At 61.7% G+C, this 21545-nt stretch carries 18 protein-coding genes; 6 read left to right on the top strand and 12 right to left on the bottom strand.

Features of this window, described 5'->3' with window-relative positions; genetic code table 11:
• Positions 1–342: 342 nt before the first annotated feature.
• Positions 343–1515 carry an MFS transporter gene (locus RWJ89_RS05425; protein WP_316030667.1) on the bottom strand — a complete coding sequence of 391 codons (1173 nt, stop codon included), beginning with the start codon at positions 1513–1515 and terminating at the stop codon, positions 343–345.
• 320 nt (positions 1516–1835) lie between these two features.
• Between RWJ89_RS05425 and RWJ89_RS05420 the strand changes: the two genes are divergently transcribed.
• On the top strand, positions 1836–2021 hold the full coding sequence (locus RWJ89_RS05420; RefSeq protein WP_316030044.1) for a hypothetical protein: 186 nt from the start codon (positions 1836–1838) through the stop codon (positions 2019–2021).
• Positions 2022–2264: 243 nt separating this feature from the next.
• Entirely contained in the window at positions 2265–4166 is a 1902-nt protein-coding gene (locus tag RWJ89_RS05410) for a potassium transporter Kup (protein ID WP_316030045.1), read from the top strand.
• A gap of 90 nt (positions 4167–4256) precedes the next feature.
• Here RWJ89_RS05410 and RWJ89_RS05405 read toward each other — a convergent pair whose 3' ends face one another.
• On the bottom strand, positions 4257–5840 hold the full coding sequence (locus RWJ89_RS05405) for a Na+/H+ antiporter (RefSeq protein ID WP_131663659.1): 1584 nt from the start codon (positions 5838–5840) through the stop codon (positions 4257–4259).
• Between the two features lie 339 nt (positions 5841–6179).
• On the opposite strand from RWJ89_RS05405, the gene RWJ89_RS05400 reads away from it, so the two are divergent.
• The gene (locus RWJ89_RS05400) at positions 6180–6956 is read left to right on the top strand and encodes a dioxygenase family protein (RefSeq protein ID WP_316030666.1); all 777 of its coding nucleotides are present in this window, start codon (positions 6180–6182) and stop codon (positions 6954–6956) included.
• A gap of 99 nt (positions 6957–7055) precedes the next feature.
• On the opposite strand, the gene RWJ89_RS05395 is transcribed toward RWJ89_RS05400, so the two are convergent.
• The gene (locus RWJ89_RS05395; RefSeq protein ID WP_316030665.1) at positions 7056–7832 is read right to left on the bottom strand and encodes a molybdopterin-binding protein; all 777 of its coding nucleotides are present in this window, start codon (positions 7830–7832) and stop codon (positions 7056–7058) included.
• Positions 7829–8671 (bottom strand): cytochrome b/b6 domain-containing protein, encoded by an 843-nt coding sequence (locus tag RWJ89_RS05390; protein WP_316030664.1) that lies wholly within the window; start codon positions 8669–8671, stop codon positions 7829–7831. Before RWJ89_RS05390 ends, RWJ89_RS05395 begins: the two co-directional genes overlap by 4 nt.
• A gap of 401 nt (positions 8672–9072) precedes the next feature.
• Between RWJ89_RS05390 and RWJ89_RS05385 the strand changes: the two genes are divergently transcribed.
• The 3 genes from RWJ89_RS05385 to RWJ89_RS05375 all read left to right on the top strand — a co-directional run bounded on the left by RWJ89_RS05385 (position 9073) and on the right by RWJ89_RS05375 (position 10656).
• Positions 9073–9621 (top strand): sigma-70 family RNA polymerase sigma factor, encoded by a 549-nt coding sequence (locus RWJ89_RS05385; RefSeq protein ID WP_020050542.1) that lies wholly within the window; start codon positions 9073–9075, stop codon positions 9619–9621.
• Positions 9618–10262, top strand: a complete 645-nt coding sequence (locus RWJ89_RS05380) for an NrsF family protein (RefSeq protein ID WP_131663663.1) — start codon at positions 9618–9620, stop codon at positions 10260–10262. Before RWJ89_RS05385 ends, RWJ89_RS05380 begins: the two co-directional genes overlap by 4 nt.
• A gap of 112 nt (positions 10263–10374) precedes the next feature.
• Positions 10375–10656, top strand: coding sequence for a nodulation protein (locus tag RWJ89_RS05375; RefSeq protein WP_316030663.1), 282 nt, complete (start codon positions 10375–10377; stop codon positions 10654–10656).
• A 66-nt stretch (positions 10657–10722) separates the two neighbouring features.
• Here RWJ89_RS05375 and RWJ89_RS05370 read toward each other — a convergent pair whose 3' ends face one another.
• The 8 genes from RWJ89_RS05370 to RWJ89_RS05335 form a co-directional block, all read right to left on the bottom strand.
• Entirely contained in the window at positions 10723–12216 is a 1494-nt protein-coding gene (locus tag RWJ89_RS05370) for a right-handed parallel beta-helix repeat-containing protein (RefSeq protein ID WP_316030662.1), read from the bottom strand.
• 482 nt (positions 12217–12698) lie between these two features.
• Complete coding sequence (locus tag RWJ89_RS05365) at positions 12699–14186, bottom strand: right-handed parallel beta-helix repeat-containing protein (RefSeq protein WP_131663666.1); 1488 nt, start codon at positions 14184–14186, stop codon at positions 12699–12701.
• 524 nt (positions 14187–14710) lie between these two features.
• On the bottom strand, positions 14711–15682 hold the full coding sequence (locus RWJ89_RS05360) for a DMT family transporter (RefSeq protein WP_316030661.1): 972 nt from the start codon (positions 15680–15682) through the stop codon (positions 14711–14713).
• A gap of 133 nt (positions 15683–15815) precedes the next feature.
• A complete protein-coding gene (locus tag RWJ89_RS05355; RefSeq protein WP_316030660.1) occupies positions 15816–17036 on the bottom strand; it encodes an ABC transporter permease in 1221 nt (406 codons plus the stop codon).
• Positions 17037–17040: 4 nt separating this feature from the next.
• Entirely contained in the window at positions 17041–18180 is a 1140-nt protein-coding gene (locus RWJ89_RS05350) for an ABC transporter permease (protein ID WP_316030659.1), read from the bottom strand.
• The gene (locus RWJ89_RS05345; protein ID WP_316030658.1) at positions 18177–18881 is read right to left on the bottom strand and encodes an ABC transporter ATP-binding protein; all 705 of its coding nucleotides are present in this window, start codon (positions 18879–18881) and stop codon (positions 18177–18179) included. Before RWJ89_RS05345 ends, RWJ89_RS05350 begins: the two co-directional genes overlap by 4 nt.
• Complete coding sequence (locus tag RWJ89_RS05340; RefSeq protein ID WP_316030657.1) at positions 18878–20110, bottom strand: efflux RND transporter periplasmic adaptor subunit; 1233 nt, start codon at positions 20108–20110, stop codon at positions 18878–18880. The genes RWJ89_RS05345 and RWJ89_RS05340 overlap by 4 nt, the downstream gene beginning before the upstream one ends.
• Positions 20111–20428: 318 nt before the next feature.
• Complete coding sequence (locus RWJ89_RS05335; protein ID WP_316030656.1) at positions 20429–21502, bottom strand: helix-turn-helix domain-containing protein; 1074 nt, start codon at positions 21500–21502, stop codon at positions 20429–20431.
• Positions 21503–21545: the final 43 nt, after the last annotated feature.

Here is a 21545-nt window from a genome sequence, read left to right as displayed (position 1 = left end):
GGCGAGCCTCTCTTTGAGACCGGACGCGGCGATCGAAAACCCCGAAAGGGCCTTTATACAAGCCAGACAGGCTGCAGTTCGCCATCCAAACCAGGTCATTCAGATGAAGATGGACGGCGCCTGCAAGTGCCTGAGGGGTAAGACCATTTGCCAGGAGTGGACCACAGCGCGCAAACGTAGGTCATCACCTGTACGAGATATATTACTGACGATCATTCGTAATACTTCGACGCGACAGAAAATACATTGCGCTCGCTTCATTCGCCGGCGAAAGCCGGGGGTTACTTATGGCCGGTTGCGGACATGAACGGCTTTGGGATAGCAGACGGACGGTGCGGCGTATCAACCGTGGGGTTGCACCGGTTCGGGCTGGCCCATGGGGGCAGGATCAGCGGCAAGCGCCCTGGTGACCAGGAGTGCGGCACCGATAACCGGGACGACCATCCCGTACGAAAAGCGGATGCCGAAATGTTCGGCAACGAAACCGAGCAGCGGCGGCCCGGCGAAAAACACGAGGAACGTCGTCTGCGCCAGCGCCGCAACATTCACCGGTGCTGGCCGATCCGCGCGTCGGGCCGCCGCCGAGATGGCAAGCGGATAGACCGAAGAACAGCCGATACCCGTCAGGCCAAAGCCTGCGAGCGCGAAAACAGGATGTGTCGCCGCCGCAACCATAACGAGGCCGATGGTCGCGATCCCGAGGAGGGTTATTGCGACCGGGCGTGGATTGAAGCGGTCGATGACAGGGTCCATGCCGAGCCGTCCGATGGCGATGAACAGCGAGAAAATGGTCACGCCGAGCCCGCCGATGAAGGGTTCAACCGCGAATACGTCACGCATATAAATCGCCGACCAATCGACGCTCGCGCCTTCGGCGAGAAGTGGAGCTGCGCCTATCAGGCAAAGGGGCAGCAACCCGATCGTCGGAAAAGCGATGGGCGGACTATCTCCCGGGTGCGCGTCCTGCCGCTGGGGCGCGTTCTCGATCCCGGCGAAAACGATCGACCCCGCAATCAAGACGGCGACGAGGATGATGAAGCTATGCAGTTCGATGGAGACGGCAGCCTGCCGCATGCCGGCGGCAACAAGGGCGGTGATGCAGAAGCCGAGGCTCCACATGCCGTGAGCCCGGCTCATGATGCGGTACCCAAGCAGCGCCTCACGGCGATCAGTTTCGATATTGGCATTGATCTCGAACGCGCCGGTGAAAATGCCCGCAATGAAGAAGAAAGGCACCGCCGCGAGAGCTGAAGGCATCCAGGGGATCAACGCGAAAAACAGCGCCGCACCAAAGACGGTGGCGAAAGCCGTGGTGCGCGCACCAAGCCTCTCGATGAACCTCACCGAGAACGTCAACCCGCAGAGAACCCCGGAAGACATGACGGCAAGCAAAAGGCCCAGCTCTCCCTCGGTCAGGCTGAACTTGACCTGAAGGTCGGGCAACCGCGAAACAAACGCGCCTAAGGAAAGGGCCACGGCAAACTGAATGAAGAAAATGCGGTGGTGCGGCTTCATCTCGACACTCTGCTCCGATTGGAGCGGGATCGAAGCAGAGCGATCCCGCAGATAGCCGGAATCTCCGACGAAATGGCGACTGGCTCAAAAGCTGCGTTCTCAGGATTGTCAACCACCCTTGCTGACAGCCCCTGTCAGCATCATGCAGCCGCGGCCGATTTCACCGGTGCTTGGCAGCAGCTGGTATTTCTGTGACGCGCAGCTGCTCCGTCCACATCCACTCCCCTTTCTCACAAAAAGTCACACTCGCCTCAATTTAGTTGCCGTTTTGCAATCGACATATGTTTGTGCCCATAGGCAAGTCACAGGAGAAGGGAACTATGGCGTCGACGCATATGAACAATACGGGTGCACGTGCCGGCTGGAAGGGCTTTGTCGGACTGGTCGTCAGCCCGGTGATCGGCTTTGCCTTGATGCCGGGCATTGCGCAGGCGGAATCCTTTTCGAAGCTTGAAAAGCAGGGTTATGCCGTCGGCAGACTCACGAAAGGCCGCCCCCCGAATTGAACAGACCACGCTAAACCGGCTGAAGCAGGACGTGTCGCTTCTTGCCGACCGACAGCCGGATCACCCGTCCTGGACGTCGGAGTCGCCAAGCCGCATTGCCTCGTCGCTCACGCTGCCGCCGGTCACCCCCGCACACCACTGCTTCCACCCCCCACAAAAAATTTAGCACCCGCATCAATTTGCTTGCCGTTCTGCAATGCGGCATATGTTTGTGCTCATGGCAAATGGCATGAGCGGGGAACCATGACGGCGACGCATTTGGATAAGACGGGGGATGCCGCCGGCCGGAAGGGCTTTGTCGGATTGGTCATCGGCGCGGTCGGCGTCGTCTATGGCGATATCGGCACCAGCCCACTCTATGCCCTTCGCGAGGCGCTGAGGCCCTTTGCCGCCGATGGCGTACACGAAGCCGAGGTCATCGGTCTCATTTCGCTGATGGTCTGGACGCTGACGATCATCGTGACCTTCAAATATGTGCTCTTCCTTCTCAGGGCGGACAATGACGGCGAAGGCGGCACGCTTTCGCTTCTCGCCCTTCTGATGAAGAAGATGGGGCGAAACGTGCCGGTGCTCTTCTTCGCCGGCCTGATCGGAGCGGCTCTCTTCATCGGCGATGCGATGATCACGCCTGCTTTGTCGGTCATGTCGGCGCTAGAAGGCCTGAAACTGGTCACGCCGGCCTTTGCCGAATACGTCCCGCTCGCTTCAGCTGCGATCATGATCGTTCTCTTTGCTGTCCAGTCGAAGGGAACCGCTGCCGTCTCGATCTTTTTCGGGCCAATAACGGTGTTGTGGTTTCTGGCTATGGCGGCAGGCGGCCTGATCCATATCGGCGACGATTGGAGGATTCTGGAGGCGCTCAATCCAATCAATGCATTCCTGTTTCTCACCCATGCCGGCAGCGTCGGCCTTATCGTGCTCGGCGCCGTCTTTCTGACGGTCACGGGCGCCGAAGCGCTCTATGCCGATCTCGGGCATTTTGGGCGCCGGCCGATCCAGATGGCATGGTTCGTACTGGTTTTTCCCGCACTACTTCTGAACTATCTCGGCCAAGGCGCACTCGTTCTCGCCCATCCGGAAGCCGCCACCAATCCGTTCTTTCTGATGTATCCCGACTGGGCCTTGCTGCCGGTGGTTATCCTGGCGACAATGGCAACGATCATCGCCAGCCAGGCGGTGATCACAGGCGCATTTTCGCTGGCCCGCTCGGCGGTTCACCTCGGCTTCCTGCCGAGGCTCAGGATCAAGTTCACGTCGGAGACCAACACCGGCCAGATCTACGTGCCAAGCGTCAATCTTCTCCTGTTGGTCGGCGTCTTGATGCTGATCTTTTCCTTCGGCGACTCCGAGTCGCTGGCGACGGCCTATGGCATCTCGGTTACCGGAACCATGGTGATCTCGACCATGCTGGTCTTCCAGTTCCTCCGGGCCGTCTGGGGCTACTCCCTCGTGCTCGCCGCCGTCCTGCTGCTGCCGCTCTTCATCATCGAAGTCCTGTTCCTGGCGGCGAACCTCTTGAAGATCCACGATGGCGGCTGGGTTCCGGTCGCCCTTGCGCTGGCGATCATGGTCATGATGTGGACATGGACCCGAGGCCAGGCCTATCTGAAGAGATTGCGGGCCAACAACGAGATCCCGCTCGATTCCTTCATCAGGTCGATCGAGCGAAAGTCGGAGCATTCGCCCGTCACCGTTCCGGGAACGGCCGTCTTCCTGACCAGCGTCCCGGATCGCACGCCGAACGTCCTGCTCCACAATCTCAAGCACAATCACGTGCTCCACGAACAGAACGTTATCCTGACCGTCTGGACCGAGGACGAACCTTATGTCCCCGACAGCCGTCGCATCAAGGTCAGCCAGCTCTCGCCGCGTTTCGTGCGCCTCGACATCACCTTCGGCTTCATGGACGACCCCGATGTCACCAGGGCATTGGCTCTCTGCCGGGAAAGCGGCTTCAAGTTCGAGATCATGAGAACCTCCTTCTATCTCGGCCGCCGGAACCTCGTCAGGACACCAAACACCGGCTTGCCCGCCTGGCAGGAGCGCATATTCATGGGGCTGGAGGGCTTGGCGATCGATCCCTCCGATTACTTCAACCTGCCGTCCAACCGCGTCGTCGAACTCGGCGAGCAGATCGCCATTTAGGAGCACGGCTTCCAAGCCGCTCGCTGCTTGCATCAGCCTCGATATCGCAATGCATTGACGATGATATCGAAGGGCGTAAGGCGCTGAACCTTACGCTTTGGCAGAGATCGCGCTCAACTCCTCGAGATCAAGATCGCGTTCAAGCTCGTCCAACGTTTCGTCGTCGATGTCGCCGGCGCGATGGAGGCGAATGAGCTCCCGGCGTCCCGTAGCAACCGCTTCGAGAACGACGTCGAAGTGGGCATGGAGCACCGGTTTGTAATGCTCCGTTCTCTCGGCATAGTCGACGATTACTGTCGCCCTGCGCTGGTATCGGTCCAGCAGTTGCGGGTGGATGAGTTTTCCTTCCGCGTCGTATGCCAGGCTTTGGACGGTGCCGAGCTGCGCCTGCACCATGGCGACTTCGGCCTGGCTCATGGTGAGGCGCGCTCTTTCCGTCTCCGTCTCCACCAGCCGCGCCCAGGCAATTACCCGCCCCAACGTCGTGCCCTGCACGAGCACGGTTCCGAGAATGACGGCGAAGGACGTGGCGAGGATGAAGTCACGGCCCGGGAACCCCTCCGGCAGGCTGAGCGCCAAAGCGAGCGTGATCACGCCGCGTACGCCTGCCCAGCTGAGAACCGTCGCGCCGCCGGCGCCGAGCGGCTGAGCTCGCGTCACCCCCAGGACTGCACAGAATCTGATGACGAGATCGGAGGCGAAAACCCAAGCAAAGCGCGCGACCACGAGTGTGACGAGGATCGCCAGCATCGGCAGCCCCATCGTCGCGATCACGGTGGTCAGGCCGCCGCCGCGTTCGACGACATCCCGCAGCGACAGGCCGATCAAGGTGAAAACCGAAGCTTCCATCAGGAAGATCATCACGGTCCAGAACGACGTGCCGCGCATGCGCGTTGCGGCCGAAAATACGGTGTGCTGGTGCCAGGACGCGATCAAGCCGGTGGTGACGGTGGCGATGACGCCGGAAACATGCAGCAGCTCTCCGAGCAGATAGGAAATCCAGCCGAGCAGCACCGTGGCTGCGATGATCAGATATTCGTCACCGAGACGCCGAACGAGTTTGACCCATGCCGTTCCCACAACGACGCCGACGACGGCGCCGCCGAGCGCCAGCACGAAGAAGCTGCCGATCGCCTCCCCCGCGCTGAAGGCTCCCGTTGCGGCAGCGGCAACGGCAAAACGGAAAAGAACCAGGCCACTTGCATCGTTGAGCAGGCTCTCGCCTTCCAAAAGAATCTGCAGCCGCCGCGGCAGTTTTACGCGCTCCAGCACGGCGCGCGCCGAAACTGCGTCCGGCGGGGCAACGATCGCGCCAAGGGCTGCGCAGGCGGCCCAGGGAAGCGATGGAAAGATAAGATGGGCCACGACGGCGACGACCGCGCAAGTGAACAATACCGCGCCGACAGCCAGCGAGGCGATGCCGATCATATGGCGCCGCAACCGCGCCAGCGCGATGGCCCAGGCGCCGTCCATCAGGAGCGGCGGCAGGAAGATGACCAGCACCAGCTCCGGATCGACCGATATCGCCGGCAACCCCGGCACGAACGCCAGCAAGGCGCCACCCGTCAGTAGCGCGACGGACGGCGGCAGTCCGAGCCTGTGGGCCGCATAGTGCAGCGCGATGATCGCAAGAAACATCGCGATGACGAGCTCGAATAAGTGGGTTGGTTCCATACGCCTCTGCCCTGGCTCGAAAACGAATTTTGGATGCCTACTGCATAGTTCAAAGCGGAATCGATTCAAGGATAAAATTATCCGGTAATTCAATGCTTTACAGCATCTTTTAAGCGGCCGGAGCCCAATGGGTGCTTCGGAGCAACCGTCCATTTGCTAACATCGGCAGAATACGCTTTCCCGTCAATCCGGCTGCAAACAGGAGTGGCCGCTTCGGGACCCACCTGGCGTCTCGGCGGCATTGCAGATGATCTCGTTGCCGTCGATCATTGCCTGGATTTAATTGGAATTTCCCGCACATCCTCCTTAAATCCTGCGTCTTGAGGCAGAGGAAGACAGATGAAGAAGCGAACCCTTGTGCTTGGCGGTGCGGCCATTGTCGCATCATCCGTGGCTGCGATGGCGATCTGGCCGTGGCGGCATGTCACTGTTGCCGCCAGGACATTCGACTGGAAGGGAACGGATTTCGTAAGCGGCGGCACAAAATCGGTTACCTTGGAAAAGCTGCCAGAGCCGCTCTTCCGTACCAGTCCGAATTGCGTCGTGACCGTCGCCCAGACCCTTGGCCCCTGCCATGTCAACAATGTCCCGGCTCGTCAGGACGTTTCGGAAGGAAAGGCCGGGCTGCCTTTGCGGTTGGCCGTTCGGATCGTCCACGCGGCCGATTGCCGGCCGGTCGAAAATGCCGATATCGAAATCTGGCATACCGATCACCGCGGCATCTATTCCGGCCGCGAGGCTGCGGAGATGTGCACCTTCGGCGATGCCGAGGCGATCAGCGGGCTCGCCTTTCGCGGCCGCCAGCCGACGGATGCCACGGGGCAGGCAAGCTTTTTGACGGCCTATCCCGGATGGTACAAGGGCCGCACGCCGCACGTTCACTGCCGCATCCTCGCCGTGGGCAAGGAGCTTCTCGTCAGCCAGATCTATTTCGACGATGTGCTGAGCGATATCATCTATGGTGAGCATCCCGACTATCTCGGGCGCCCTGCCCGCGATACGCGCAACGACGAGGACGGCCTCTTCCCGGAGGATGCGGCCGACCACATGTTCGATTTCGAAAAGCTCGACGGCGGCGTGCTATCCGCCACCATCACGATCGGTCTCTCTTCCTGAGGGGAGCTGCGGGATTTCCGTACCCTTGACCACGACGACCTCTCCGGCCGTGGAACCCGACACGAGGAAAACGTCAAGGTCGGCATGTCGGTCGGGGGCCTATATGCCTGCATACCATTCATACCCGCGATCCTCCCAGAAGCCGCCATTGCCGCCGTAGAGCTGGCCGAGATCGGCGACGGCTTCGATGCCGGTCAGGTATTTTGCCTGCTTGTAGCCGAGTTGGCGCTCGACTCGGAGCCGGAGTGGCGCGCCATGGGCCACTTCGAGATCGCGGCCGTTCATGCTGTGGGCAAGGATCGTCTGGGGGTGAAACGCATCGACGAGATCGATGCTTTCGTAATACCAGCCGCTGCCGTCGAGCGTCTTTTCATATTCGTCGGCGCAGTGGAAGACGATGTAGCGGGCTTCGGGTTTCAGACCGGCCGTCTGAAGCAACGCACCAAGCGGCACGCCGGTCCATTTGCCGATCGCGCTCCAGCCCTCGACGCAGTCATGCCTTGTGACCTGCGTGCGGCCCGGCAGGGATTTCAGCTCCGCCAGCGACAATTGCATCGGCTTGTCGACCAGCCCGCCGACCTCGAGCTTCCAGCCCGAAAACCGCTGGTTCATCCAGTCGATATAGCGGGCATTGTCGGGCATGCTCGTGCCGTTGGCGCGGAAGGTCGGCGAGATATCGGCTTCTGTGAACTCGCGGGCGAGTGCGTCGTCGCCGAGCAGGAAGCGCTGCGTCTTCATGCTGAAGCCTTCGGCGATCTTCAACACCGATTTCGTCCGATCGTTTTCGACGAGGGCATCGCAGCCGGCAAGCCCCAGCGCCGATGCCGTCATGGTCGCGCCGATCAGGAAGCGACGTCTGGTGATGATGCGGCTCATGACTTTCCTCCCTGCCCGATGTCATAGTAACCGGTGACCATCGAGCGCAGATTGTTGAACACGCCCGAGACCAGCACCATCGCCACATGCACGGCGACGAAGGCGACGAGCGAGAAGGCGGTCAGGAAATGCAGCGTGCGGGCCGATTGTCGGCCGCCGAACAGATCGAGCAGCCAGGGGGCGACCGCATTGAAGCCCGGCGACATGGTAAGCCCCGTCCCGATCATCAGCGGCAGCAGCACGAAGATCACGGCGACATAGGCGAGTTTCTGCAGCGTATTATAGTGGCGGGCCTCGGCCCCCTTGGGAAAGCGCAGCCGGGCGTGATTGACGATCTCGTGACCGAGATGCGAAGGCTTCAGCTCTTCGGCCGCCGGCAGCAGATCGCGGCGGAAATGCCGGCTGACGAAACCATAGGCGAGATAGATGAAGCCGTTGATGACGAACAGCCAGGCAAAGAAGAAATGCCAGCGCCGGCCCGATGCCAGATCCTGGTAGCTCGGCAAGGTCAGCCAGTTCGGAAAACCACGCACCGCGGCCTCGCCGTCGACATTCGAAATCCCGAGAACGCCCGTCGTGTCGAAGCTCAATCCGCCGATGCGCGTCACGCCCTTCAGCGCATCGCCTTCCTGTTCCGCCTCCATGGAAATGAAGGACGGATCGTCGTCGGCGCCGTACTGGCCCCAATAGAGCGCCGGATGGGCGTTGAATATCTGCAGGCCGCTGTACAGCAGCACCGTCATGCACAGCACGTTTACCCAGTGCGACAGGCGCACCAGCAGGCCATGGCGGTAGAAGAGCGTGCGTCCGCTCGCCAGGCCGGCATCGGTCGTGGCCATTGTAGTTCCTCCGGATCGGCGTCAAAGGTCTTCACGAGAAGGACGCGGCCGCTGGCGATAAAGTTTCAGCGGCCGCGCCAAAGTTTACTTCATCGCGTCGCAGGCCTTCATCATCGTGTCCTTCTTCATCGTGTCCTTCTCCATGCCGGCATTGTGCATGCAGTCGGCCTTGGTGCTGCCCGGTCGCCATTGCGTCCTTCGGCACCCGCCGACGGCTCACAGTCCTGAATTCGATCCCCTTGCGAAGGCGGTTACAGCCTCACGCTTATGTGATAGCGCTAGAGTGCCGCGCGTCTTTTGGAGACGTGCAAAGGACGCTGTACACTTTGAATTGCCGCCGGAAGATTTTTGAACCCGCCTGTAACCAAAGCGTCATCCACCCGAATGATATTGCAGACGACATGACGAGCACCCATTCGGAACAAGCACTGAAGATGCTGATGCTTCTTTCCCTCGACGGGGACGAGGCAGCCTACCGGCGTCTGCTCGTGACGTTGCGAACCCTGCTCGTCGGTTATTACGGCGGGCGGATCGGCACTACCGCGAAATCCGACACGGAAGATCTCGTGCAGGAGACGTTGCTGGCGCTGCATTCGCGCCGGGCGACCTATGACAGGGAGCGGCCGTTCACCGCGTGGTTCTTCTCGATTGCCCGCTACAAGCTGATCGACCACCACCGAAAGCATGGCGGTCGCTACAAGGCGGAAATAGAACTGGACGAGGAGATCGAAGACGACTTCAGGGAGGATGCGATTGCAGCGCGCATGGATGTCGAACGGCTGTTGAACGGACTGCCGCAGCACCAGCAGGAGCTGATCCGTCAGGTCAAGCTCGAGGGGCAGTCGGTGGCCGACACGGCAAGCCGCACCGGACAGTCGGAATCGGCGGTCAAGGTCGGCGTTCACAGGGGCATCAAGGCGCTGGCGGCAAGATTGCGAGGTGGGATGTGAGAGAGACTGAGGACGTGATCGACAGCCTTGTCCGGGATCTGAAGCCGGTGCCGAGATATGCGCTCGAACGCCGCTTCGCGTTCGCCATCCTGCCGGCCTTAGCAGTCTCGCTGCTGCTGATGCTTATCATCCTCGGCTTTCGCACCGATATGGCGCAGGCGCTGATGCTGCCGGTCTTCTGGATCAAGTCCGCCTACAATGCCTTGCTTGCAATCGCCGCCTTCGCAGCCGTTTACCGCCTGTCCCGGCCGGATGGCTCGGAGGGCCGCTTTTTCGGGATTACCGCGGCCATCATACTCGCCCTCGCCGTCATGGCGGTCATCCAGCTCGCTTTGTCGCCGGCCGCCAGCTATCCCGTGCTGGTGCTCGGCTCCTCCGCCCTGCATTGCCCGCTGCTGATCTTTGCCTTTGCCACGCCGATCCTGATCGCAAATACCTGGGTTCTCCGTGGCGGTGCCCCGAGCAACCTCGGCATCACTGGCTTCATCGCCGGCATTGCCGCCGGCGCATCCGGCGCCTGGGTCTATTCCTGGTTCTGCACGGAAAACGGCCTGCCCTTCGTCACCCTCTGGTATTCGCTCGGCATCCTCTTGACCGGCGCAATCGGCGCGCTGCTCGGCCCCCGCCTCCTGCGCTGGTAAGCCACTAATCCTTCATCCGGCATGAAACCAGATGCAGCATTCCTGCGTACTACTCGGGGGATGAGTATTGCGTACCCCTGGATCGGGAAACACAGGCAGCGGGGATGACGGCATGGCCAGGAAAGAAGGCGTAGCCCACCTCACCCGGCAAGCCGCAGAACAGGGGCTGGCCAGGCTGATGATGAGGCTGCCTGCGACGCGGGCAACGATCAGAGCAGTTGCGGCGAGCCAGCCCCATTTTTATGAATTATGTGGCGACTACGGCGAGGCTTGCGCCGTCCTCGATCGCGCGCGCCAAGATAGATCGGCCGATCCCGCAATCATCACCGAATACGAGATCATCTGCGCGGAAATCGAAGTCGACGTCATCAGGATCCTGCTCGGCGATCAATGAGACTTCGCAAGTGCTGGGCGGACTGCCGCCGCGATGATGCAACGCCATTTGCTGCCGGCATCCCCATCAACCCGGCAGGTCATCCACATGGATGGAGACGCTCAACGTATCCGTGTCGAAATGCAGCGAAGTCCCGTCGGAGATCTTGTAGTGGAAGGTGTCGCTCACGTCTCCGCTGAGTCCGGCGAGCTTTGCCGCGTCGGCCGTATAGGTGTAATCGCCGTCACTGTCGACATGGATGGTGCCGTATTGGCCGGTCAGCGTCACGCCGTCCTTGTCGACGAATTCGCCCTCGAAGCGGCGAAGCAGCAGGGTTCCATTGGCCGAGCTGTCGTTTTCGAGGAGATTGCCATAATGGCCGCCATCCAGATCGGAGGCGATTTCCAGGCTGTCATGGGTTGCGACAAGTGCAGGCGCTGTGTCCGTGTGCGTCGTATCGCCGACCGCGAGACTATCGCTGCTCGCAAGCATCGTCGCCTGGGCCTCGTCGAGCGTCGTGTTGTTGCTGACGGGAAAGGTGTTCGCGGCGATGATAGTGGGGGAGATGCTGTAGGGCCTGACATCGCTGGCGATGACATTGTCGTGGAAGGAGCCGGATGCCGGCCTGTCGACTTTCAACGCTGCCTGCGACAGATCGTCAAAGACGTTGTTGTGGATCTCGATACCCTCGCGAATGTAACTGGTCGTGCCGGAGGCGCTCACCACCACGCCCCATACACCATCGTGGATGTAATTGCCTGAAATGTCGTAGTCCCGCGTATTTCCCTGGTCGCCGAGACCGATGGCATAGGACCAGCTGTAGCCGCCATAACCTGAAATATCGTTGTCGTGGATAGCGACGTTGGTGCCGGCTTGTGCGCCGATCCCAAAGCCACCGCCGATAATCGCGTTGTCCTCGACCAAGGCATTTACGGGCCGAACGAGCGCGATGACACCCTTCGGCGTAGCTGCCCCCGTCTGGTCGAGATAATTGCCGCTGATCACGATATTGCTGCTGTCGTTCATCTGGACGGCATCTGCCGCGGTGCCGTGGGCATTGGTGACAGTGTTGTTGAGAAAATTGACACCGTTGACTTTTTCGATCCAGACGCCGTCGCCGTTCACGTCGTTGATCGTGCTGTTTTCGATGGTGATGTTCGAGCCGGTCCTGAAGGTGATCGAACCTGACTTGCCCGCCAGTCCGGTGTGATCGACCTCGACGTTGCGGACCGTCCAGTTCGAAACATATCCGCCATAGATGGCTGCCCCGCCGGTGTCCGAGATCTTGATGTTCTCGATGACGATGTTCGATGCATAGAGGCTGTGGATGCCGTCGTTGGGACTATGGATGACCGGCGCATCGCCGACACCATAACTGCCGATCGTAATCGGAGCCGCGACGCTGCCGGAATATTTAAGGTCGAGCTGGTCGTTGAATACGCTTCCGGCGGCGAGCAGCACGCTGTCACCCGGCTGCAGCTTCAAGTTTTCCACCGCCCAGAACGATGCAAACGGCGTGTCCTCGCTCGTTCCATTGTTGCTGTTGGAGCCTATCGCTGGATTCACATAATAGATTGCCATATCGCCTTGTTCTCGAATTGCTCGCGCAGCCGTCTGAATCGGCTGCGACGCGTGGATCGGATGCGGTCGGGGCTAAAGGCCATGTCAAAAGGCCTTCGATATTGCCCTCACGACGGTTGGCAGACCCTGTGGGCCTGCCTTGGTCCCAAGAACGCCTGGCGGAGGCGTACCCTGGAAATGACAACTTATACGAAAACAAGCTACTAAATAACGACCGAAAGGTGAATGAATGATAACCGTATACCTCGGCGACGTATGGTCGCAGAGATGAGATGTCCTGTTTCAGGTCAGTCGCAAGCAAGAAAGGTTGAGGCCGTATTGCAACCCCGTACCCTCACCCGGCGGCAGCCGGATGAGGGACACTGCGGAGCCATTTGATGGCGAGAACAACGCTTCCCCGGGGGAGCCACGCCTCCCTGGGCGAGCCACGCCTCGCCGGAAGGAACGCCTCCCGGCATTGCGCCGCTCCCGGCACTCTCACCTCAGCTCAGCAAGCCATCCAGGTGGATGAAGACGGTCAGCGTATCCGCGTCGCTATGATGCGAGCTTCCATCATTGATCCCGTAGCTGAACGACTCGCTCACATGTCCGCTATGGTCAGGGAGCTTCGTTTCATCGAGCGTGTAGGCATAGTTGCCTTCCCGGTCCACATGGATCTCGCCATATTCCCCGGTCAGCGTCAGGCCGTGCTTGCCGACGGTTTCGTCGCCGAAGCGGCGCAGCACCAGGGTGTCATTGTCCGAGCTGTCGTTTTCGATCAGATTGCCGCGATGGGCGTCGCCCGTATCGGTGAAGATTTTCAAATTATCATGGACGGCGACAACTGCCGGATCCGCGGAGGCCTCCGTGACTGCCGCGGTCTTCGTAACCGGGCTTGCCAGCGCCGTCTCGACATTGGCGACCGTATGGTTGCCTTTGACCGTAAAGGTATGCGCGTCGGCAATGGCCGGCGATATGCTGGTGGCCTTGGTGCCGGTCTCGATCGTATTGTTGTAGAAGGAGCCGGATGCCGGCCTGTCGACCTTCAGCGCCGCCTGCGAGAGGTCGTCGAAGACGTTGTCGTGGACCTTGATATTCGTGCGGGTATAGCTGGCGCCGCTGGGGCCACTGATGGCAACGCCCCATGCGCCGTCATGAATATGGTTGCCTGAAATATCATAGTCCCGCGCATTGCCCTGGTCGCCGAGACCGACGGCGAAGGACCAGCTGTAACCGTGATATCCGGATATGTCGTTGTCGCGGATGGCGACGTTCTTGCCAGCGGGCGCGCTGATGCCGAAGCCGCCGCCGGTGAGCACATTGTCCTCGACCACGGCATTCGTTGCCCGCACCAGTGCTATCACCCCCTTCGGAGTGCTGGCGTCGGTCTGGTCGAGATGATTGCCCTTGATCAGAATATTGCTGCTGTCATTCACTTGCACGGCATCGGCCGTCGAGCCGTTCGCGCTGGTGACGGTGTTGTTGAGGAGCTTGACGCCGTCGACCTTCTCGATCCAGAAGCCGTCGCCTCTAACGCCCGATATCTTGCTATCTTCGACCGTGACGTTCTTGCTGCTCCGGAAGGTGACGGCGCCTGCGTTTTCCGACAATCCGGTCTTGGCGATCTCGACGTCGCGGACCGTCCAGTTCGTGACACTGCCGCCATAGATGCCTGAACCGCCAATATTCGATATCTTCAGATTCTCGATGACGATGTTGGAGGCATAGAGACTGTGGATGCCGTCGCCGCTGCTGTGGATGACGGGTGCCGCACCCGTCCCGTAACTGCCGATCTTGATCGGCGCACTCTCGCTGCCAGAATATTTGATATCGAACTGCTCGTTGAACACGCTACCCTTGGCAAGAAGCACGCTGTCGCCGGGTTTCAGTTTCAAGGATTCCACTTTGGACAAAGTCGCAAAAGCCGAGTTCTGGCCCGTTCCACCGTTGCGGTCGGAGCCAGTCGCTGAGTTCACATAGTAGACTGTCATATCGCCATGTTGCCCTATTCGTCGGATCGCTAATGTCGCCGCCGGGATCGCCAGGATCGGCCGATCGGATGCGGCGGGGGCAACCGGCCACGGCAAGAAGGCGATAAGATGTTGTCAATGCGGCAGCGGGCGAGTCCGCGCGCCTCATTCCACAGGCAATTGCCTGGTGTGACAAAAGTTACAACTTGGGCCGAGAAATCAGCGACTTCGAGGTGAATAAATCGCGGCGTGTTTGCGCGAGGCACACGTCGCCTTCGGTCTGTGCGCCATGTGATTCTTGCCTCGCTTGCGCTCAGGGGGTGAGGAGCGCCAGCGACGAACACCTTGAGCGTAAGCGAAAGGCGCACTCCAAGGTGAAACCCTACCCCTTCGCCCTCAAAGCCGAGGTCAGCGGCAACCATGTCGCAGCGATGGGGAGGCCTCAGGCCCTACAGCGCCGCGCGTCTTTTCAGACGCGCAAAGGACGCTGTAGCACTTTGAATTGCTGCATAATTTTATCCTTAAATCGATCCCGATTTAAGGAATTATGCAGTAGCCGCTTCGGCCTTGATCTTCGGCTTCAGCAGGATGATGAGAAGCAAGCCGGCGATGATGAGTGCCGCGCCTTCGAGGTGATAGCGTTGCAACTGCTCGCCGAGGATCAGATAGGCGAGCACGGCGATGAAGATGGTCTGAATGTAGAGGAGGACGCCTGCCCGAGCCGCGCCCAGTGCCTCGATGCTGCGATTGAAGAGGTAGTACATGACCGCCCCGCCGGGGATCGCGACATAGGCGAGCGCGATGAGCCCGCTGCTGTTGAGCGTCGAGCGCTCGTCTGAGAATAGCTCGAACAGGTAGAAGGGCAGCGCCGTCAGCACCGCCGCACCGAGCAGCAGCACCAGGAGCGCAAGGCGATTCATGTCGAATTTCGCGCGGCGGAGCAGGACGGTATAAAGACTGAAACAGAACGCGCCGGCGACGATCCACAGTTCACCCGGGTTGAAGTCGAGCCGCATCAGCGCGGCCCGACTGCCCTTGATGATGATGACCACGATCCCGAGAAAGGCCAGGATCGATCCGATCACCTGCCAGCGTCCCATCGGCTCGGCCAGCATCAAACGGGCAAGGATCATGGTGATGATCGGGATCAGGGCGATGATGATGCCGGCAGTGGTGGCATCGGCATGTTCGAGGCCGACAAAAATCATGCCCTGGCAGATCGCCAGTCCCACACCGCCAATGAGAAGCAGTTCGAGCGGGCGAGCCCACATCAGCGCGACCATGTCACCAAAATGCCGGCGCACGATCGGCATCAGGATCGCGAAGGCGATCAGCACGCGCCAGAAGCAGAGCGCCCAGGGCGGCATCTCGGTAGAAACCCATTTCGCCGCGATATAGACGCCGGCCGACAGCAGCCAGCAGAGAACGCCTACGGAATAGGCGGCGGCAAGCGAATTGCCTGCCGCCTGTTCCGTCCCGACCGTGTCGCGATGGACCGCCAAGACATTCATTGCCATGGCTGAGTTATGCCACAGTTTCCATGGGTTGGACAGATGAAGCGGCGGCGATCCGCCCGGATGTCTCCTTCGGGCCGATCAGGACGGTCGCCGTGATGATGTGACCCGCCCGGAAGATTTAGACAGCCAGCCTCTACCCTCTCGCCCGCAAAGCCGAGGTCAGCGGCAGCCGGGTCGCCGCAAGTGCCGGCAACGCGCCGCCGATTATGCCGATGGCAAGTCCCAGCAGGCCGGCGGTGAACGCGACGTCGGCGGTGACGTCGAGCTGGAAGGCCATCTTGGTATTGTTGGCGCCCATCGTGCTGGCCTGCCAGCCGTTGAAGGCGAGCCATGAGGCGAGGATGCCGAGGGCGGCGCCGGTGATCGAGAGAGCCACAGCCTCGACCCAGGTGGCAGTGAAGGCCGGCAGGCGGCCGAAGCCGAGCAGGCGGAGCGTGGCGATCTCGACGGTCCGGTCGGAGACCGAGCTCATCATCGTATTCAAAGCGCCGGCGGTTGCCCCGACCGCCATCAAGAGCGCCAGCGGCCAGCCGAACAGGCGGATGAGACTGCTGGTGCGCTCAGATTGCGCCGCATAGAGATCGGCCTCGGAGAGGGCGGTGAGCGGCGCACCGGGAAATGCGGAGAGATGCTCCTGCAACACAGGCAACCCGCCTGCCCCATCGAGACGCACGCGCAGGCTCTGCACCTGTCCCTGCCGGTCGAAGGCCGATTGCACCGCCTCCAGATCCGCCCAGATCTCGGATTCGAAGGCGCTGCCGCCAGAGGTGAAATGCCCGACGACCGTCCAGTCGACCGCGCCGAGTCGCACCTTGTCGCCGATGGCGAAGCCGGAGAATTCATCGGCGATGCGGGCGCCGACGACAATCTCGCGGGCGCCCGGCGAAAACAGCCGCCCTTGGGACAGCGCGGCGCGGTCGCGCAGGCCGGGCCCGGCCGGGTCCATGCCCCGCAGCGACAGCGTTTGGTCGGCACCGTCGCTTGCCCTGATGACATCGACGGGAACGAGGATTTCGCGCGACAGCGCCAGGCCGCCGACGGGCGCCAAGCCGCCCACGGCATTGCGCGCCACGCCGATATCGCCGGTCATGGCGGTCAGGCTGCGGATCGTCTCGGCCGGCACATCGGAACCGGTCTCCTGGTTGGTGCCGCCGCCGAGAATGACGGCGATGCCTGATGAACCCGCGCCTTGAAGGGTCGCCTCGAAGCCCCTGGCCATGGCGAGAAAACCCGCAAGCACCGCCACCACGAGCGCGACCGACAGCAGCATCGACAGCGAGATCGCGAGCCGCCGCGGCAGACTGCCGAGATTGACTCTGATCATGAGAAAGATCTGCTCGAGCACTGATGACATTGGATTATCTCGATCTGAAGGCGTTGATGATGGGCAGGCGCATGGCGTTGACGGCAGGCAGCAAGCCGGTCAGGAGGCCGAGGGCGGCGATGATGGCGACGGATTTCGCCAGCACGGATGAGGTGAAGGCGAGGCCGAATTCCGGCCCGGCAAACAGCGTCGCGAGCTTGGCGAGAACGAGCCCGCCCGCCCCGCCGACGGCGAAGACGAACAGTGTCTCGCCGAGGATCAATGCAATGATCCGCCCCCTGGAAAAGCCGAGCACCTTCATGACGCCGATCTCGAAGCTGCGCTCCCTCACGGCAAAGAGCATGGTGTTGACCACGATCATCAGGATCGTCACGAAGGCGGCGCCGACGACGAGGCTGACGATCAGGCCGATATCGGCGAACTGCCGCAAGAAAGCCTCGAGGAACTGCTTTTCCGATTGAGTGCGCGTCGGTGCCGCCGAATTGGCAAACAGCGCGTCGATCCTTGCCGCCAGCACGCCAGATGAAACGCCCGGTCGCGGTCGCACCACGAAACCATCGACTGTATCCTTGCCGCGGGCGCGCGCCGCATTGACGGCATCATAGCGGGCGATCATGAAATAGGTGTCGGTGCTGGCGTCGGCCCCTTCGAAGATGCCGGCGATCTCAAAACTCCAGTTGCGGCTGCCGTCTTCCCTTGTCAGGTGGCTGGTGACCCCGATGCGCCGGCCGACCGACCAGCCCTGCGCCTCCGCCAGCGCCCGGCCGACCAGCACCCGGTCACGGCCCTGTTCCAGCGCTGATATCAGCTGCGGCGTCAGCCCGAGCTCGTCGCCATTGGCCGCGGCGATCAATCGTGGATCGACCGCGCTCGTCATCACGACATTCTTCTCGACATCGACGAAGCCCCGCATGCGCGTCATGTAGGCGACGGCGGCGACATCGCTATCGGCGGCGATCCTGTTGAGATAGGCAAGCGGCAGCGGCTGCGCCCGCCCCGATCTGTTGAAGACGCCGAGCAGCGTATCGCTCGCCCCGGCCGCCCCTTGCGAGCCGCTGAGGAAGCTCGCCGTCAGCCCATAGATCAGGAAGGCGACGCCGACCGAGAACATCAGAAGCGTGCCTCTGAGCGGCTTGCGCCAGGCATTGCGGCGCATCAGCTGGAAGAAGGTCATTGGGCCGGCCTTTCCTGCTCGACGAATTCGCCCTTGTTGAGATGCAGCGTGCGCCGGGCAAAGGAAGCCGCCTTGGGATCATGCGTCACCATAATGATGGTCTTCCGCAGTTCTTGATTAAGAAAGCCGAGCATCTCCAGGATATCGTTTGCAGACTTCCGGTCGAGATCGCCGGTCGGTTCGTCGCAGAGCAAGAGATCGGGGTCGCCGACGATGGCGCGAGCGATGCCGACGCGCTGCTGCTGCCCGCCGGACATGCTGGATGGAAACTGCCGCTGCCGCCCGGAGAGCCCGACCAGATCCATCACGGTCTCGACGCGCGCCCGCCGCTCCTTGCGCTTGAGCGGTTTCAACAGCAGCGGCAGCTCGATATTCTCGCCCGCATTCAGCATCGGCAGCAAATTGTAGAACTGGAAGACGATGCCCATGCTGTGTGCCCGCCAGGCGGCTCTGGCGCCTTCGCCCATCTGCTCGAGATGGCTGCGGCCGATCCTGATCTCCCCTCCGTCGGGGCTGTCGATGCCGCCGAGCATGTTGAGCAGCGTCGATTTCCCCGAACCCGACGGCCCCATGACGGCGACGAAATCGCCGCGTGCTATGGAAAGGTCGAGCCCGGAAAAGATCGGGATCGTCTCCACGCCGATCCTGAATGCCTTCCTGACGCCGCCAAGCGCGATATAGGGTTCTTGAGTGTCGGTCATCGCTCTGCTCCTTGCTGATGGTCTCTGCTATCCCCGGCCTCACCCACCAGAAGGCGGATGCGCGCGGCCATGGCGGGGCGCATGTCTGACGGCGGCGAGGAGAGCGACAGGCGAAGCGTCACCGTCCCCTTTTCCCGCGAAATCATCGGTGCGATCTTCGATACTTCGACCGCAAAGGGCCGGTCGGGAAAGCCGTCGAGCACCGCCTCGCCACGCAAGCCTGGCCGCATCAACGCGATATTCGCCTCGGCCACATCGGCATCGATAACCATGTTCGCCATGTCGGCAATCGCAAGCAGGCTTTCATTCTCCCGGACGCTGTCCTCTCTCGACAGCACGGTGTCGCCGACATGTGCGGTAAGCCGCGTGACGGTGCCTGATATCGGCGCCCGGACGGTCAGCGCTTCCACGTGCTCGCGCGCCCTGTCGATATCGAGATCGGCGTTGGCCACGTCCTGCCGTGCCTGCAGGGCGGCATTCTCGGCAGTGTCGAACGCCGTCTTCGCCTCCTCCAGCGTCTGCGCCGACATCGCATCGCGCTCGGCCAGCCGCTCGGTGCGCGTGAGGGAAGACCGCGCCTGCGCCAATTCAATAGTCTTCGCCGCCAGCGCCAACTCCGCCGATTGCCGGGCAATCTCGGCCCCCTGAAGCGCAAAGCCGGCGCCGGCATCATCGAGCCGCACCAGCACCTGCCCCGATACGACCCTGTCGCCCGCCTCGACTTCGACGGCAACGATCCGGCCCACATATTTGGAGAAGATGGTGGCGATATCGGGGGCCACGACGTAGCCGGAGCCGGTGACATCCCGGGACGGCAACCCCCTCTCCGCTGGGTTATTGGAGGGCAGAGCCCGGATAGGACCGGCGGCGGGCACGTCGGTTCCATGGACGGATATTGCGGCCTCGTCCTTGCCTATGAGTCCCGCAAGCACAGTCTCGATGCGCTCCAGCGTTTCGGGCCGATAGAGAGGCACCACCGCCAGCGATGCCGTCGCGGCAAGGGCCAGCATTGCTCCGGGGATCACATGCCGCCGGACACGGGGCTCCGGCGGCTCTGTCTGGAAGGGCGCAGGCTCGATCGAAAGTGATCTCAGCTTGGTGGCAAGGTCTCGATCATGTTCTGATGTCGTGTTCATGCCGCCAGAATGACCAACGGCAGCAAAACCGCGACCTCGAACGCGTTTCTGACAGTCCTCGATCGCGATTGTGTACTTGGCGCGGCAAGGCACCTGGGATCAGCCCTCATGGTAAGGAGGCCCGAAGGGTCGTCTCGGACCACGAGGGCGGGTGGGCTCTGCACCAACGGCAACATCCGCATTGTTAGAGCGACGCGGTGGCCAGCCCCGTCCTTCGAGGCCCCTGCGGGGCACCTCAGGATGAGGCTGGAGAGAGGTGGCGGCTTGGAATGCGGCCGGGGCCTCCTCCCACGATCTGAGATACACCGATCACTCCGCGCGGCAATTAGCCCTCATGGTGAGGAGGCCCGAGGGGCCGTCTCGAACCACGAGGGCGGGCGATTGCGTAGGCGGGAGCTGAGAGGACGTACCTCAGGACGAAGCCGAAGAGACGCCTGATCCGCCCTTCCTCTCACGCCAGGCAAGCGGCGTCATATCCGTCACGCGGCGGAATTCGCGGTTGAAGTTGGACTTGGTCTGGAAGCCGACCTCGAACATTACCTCGGTCACCGATTTCTGGCTCGCGGCAAGCAGCCGGCAGGCCTCGCCGATCCTGTAGTCATTGACATATTGCGAGACGTTCTTGTCCATCGCCCGGTTGATCGCCGCCGAGATCTGGCGGGCGGGAATGCCGGCCTTGCGGGCCAGCCGGTCGAGATTGAGATTGGCATCGCGATAGAGCTTTTTTGCCTCCATCAGCGCATCGACCGTGGCGATCGTTTCCTTATCCTCGGTCGTTTCGGACTTCAGCACCGCCTCCACCGTCTCGGCCGGCGCCCGGCTTCGGCTGGCGGCCGCTGCCGCAATGCCGAGGATGACGAGAACCGCGAGATTGCTGACGCTGATCAGCGTCAGCGCATACTCGCCATGCGCCCATGTGAAATCGAAAAAAACGAAAATATCGACCGAGGCCGACAGGCACAGCGCCGCCGCCGCAAAGATGATGGCCCGATAGGCCGGCACCGCTCCCTCGAAGGGCGCAAGCCGAAGCGCATCCGCGCCCGGCCGCATCAGAAGCAGGATCGCCATGGTATAACCGACGAAAACAAGCACCAGCGCGAGATCGATCGCCTCCCGCCGGAACACCATCAAAAGCAGGATGACCGCGGCGGGCACCGCATGCAGTGCAATGCGCGTCGGCAACGGCCGCCGGCTCGTCCTCACCAACCTGGAAACCCCGGCATAGGCAAGCGGCGGCACCATCGCCGCGGTGACAGGCATGATCACGCCCACCGCCTGCACCCCGTAGCCCCAGCGCAGGCCGGAGAGGACGGATTGCAGCACGGCGAGCAGGATCAGTGCCAGAAACGGCAGACTGGGCTGCGCCTCCTCGTCGCGCCTGAGGACGGTGACGAAGAGGATGAGCAGCAGCAGGGCAACGACGAAAGGAAGCGGAATGAACAGCATGGCCTGATAGGATCGGAGTGGCGAATGGATGCCCATCATTGCCGAGATCCTCAGCCGGCGCGACCTCCATCATGTTTTAGGA

Origin of the sequence: Rhizobium sp. 10PS4 (genome assembly GCF_032464805.1) — a bacterium.
Classification (GTDB): domain Bacteria; phylum Pseudomonadota; class Alphaproteobacteria; order Rhizobiales; family Rhizobiaceae; genus Rhizobium; species Rhizobium laguerreae.
Note: the sequence above shows the minus strand (reverse complement) of the source record. Positions and strands in the feature narration are given on the sequence as shown.

Bases quoted from the DNA above. Each gene is read 5' to 3' on its own strand.
- RWJ89_RS05425 (WP_316030667.1), bottom strand. From the start codon at position 1,515: ATGAAGCCGCACCACCGCATTTTCTTCATTCAGTTTGCCGTGGCCCTT.
- RWJ89_RS05420 (WP_316030044.1), top strand. From the start codon at position 1,836: ATGGCGTCGACGCATATGAACAATACGGGTGCACGTGCCGGCTGGAAG.
- RWJ89_RS05410 (WP_316030045.1), top strand. From the start codon at position 2,265: ATGACGGCGACGCATTTGGATAAGACGGGGGATGCCGCCGGCCGGAAG.
- RWJ89_RS05405 (WP_131663659.1), bottom strand. From the start codon at position 5,840: ATGGAACCAACCCACTTATTCGAGCTCGTCATCGCGATGTTTCTTGCG.
- RWJ89_RS05400 (WP_316030666.1), top strand. From the start codon at position 6,180: ATGAAGAAGCGAACCCTTGTGCTTGGCGGTGCGGCCATTGTCGCATCA.
- RWJ89_RS05395 (WP_316030665.1), bottom strand. From the start codon at position 7,832: ATGAGCCGCATCATCACCAGACGTCGCTTCCTGATCGGCGCGACCATG.
- RWJ89_RS05390 (WP_316030664.1), bottom strand. From the start codon at position 8,671: ATGGCCACGACCGATGCCGGCCTGGCGAGCGGACGCACGCTCTTCTAC.
- RWJ89_RS05385 (WP_020050542.1), top strand. From the start codon at position 9,073: ATGACGAGCACCCATTCGGAACAAGCACTGAAGATGCTGATGCTTCTT.
- RWJ89_RS05375 (WP_316030663.1), top strand. From the start codon at position 10,375: ATGGCCAGGAAAGAAGGCGTAGCCCACCTCACCCGGCAAGCCGCAGAA.
- RWJ89_RS05370 (WP_316030662.1), bottom strand. From the start codon at position 12,216: ATGGCAATCTATTATGTGAATCCAGCGATAGGCTCCAACAGCAACAAT.
- RWJ89_RS05365 (WP_131663666.1), bottom strand. From the start codon at position 14,186: ATGACAGTCTACTATGTGAACTCAGCGACTGGCTCCGACCGCAACGGT.
- RWJ89_RS05360 (WP_316030661.1), bottom strand. From the start codon at position 15,682: ATGGCAATGAATGTCTTGGCGGTCCATCGCGACACGGTCGGGACGGAA.
- RWJ89_RS05355 (WP_316030660.1), bottom strand. From the start codon at position 17,036: ATGTCATCAGTGCTCGAGCAGATCTTTCTCATGATCAGAGTCAATCTC.
- RWJ89_RS05350 (WP_316030659.1), bottom strand. From the start codon at position 18,180: ATGACCTTCTTCCAGCTGATGCGCCGCAATGCCTGGCGCAAGCCGCTC.
- RWJ89_RS05345 (WP_316030658.1), bottom strand. From the start codon at position 18,881: ATGACCGACACTCAAGAACCCTATATCGCGCTTGGCGGCGTCAGGAAG.
- RWJ89_RS05335 (WP_316030656.1), bottom strand. From the start codon at position 21,502: ATGATGGGCATCCATTCGCCACTCCGATCCTATCAGGCCATGCTGTTC.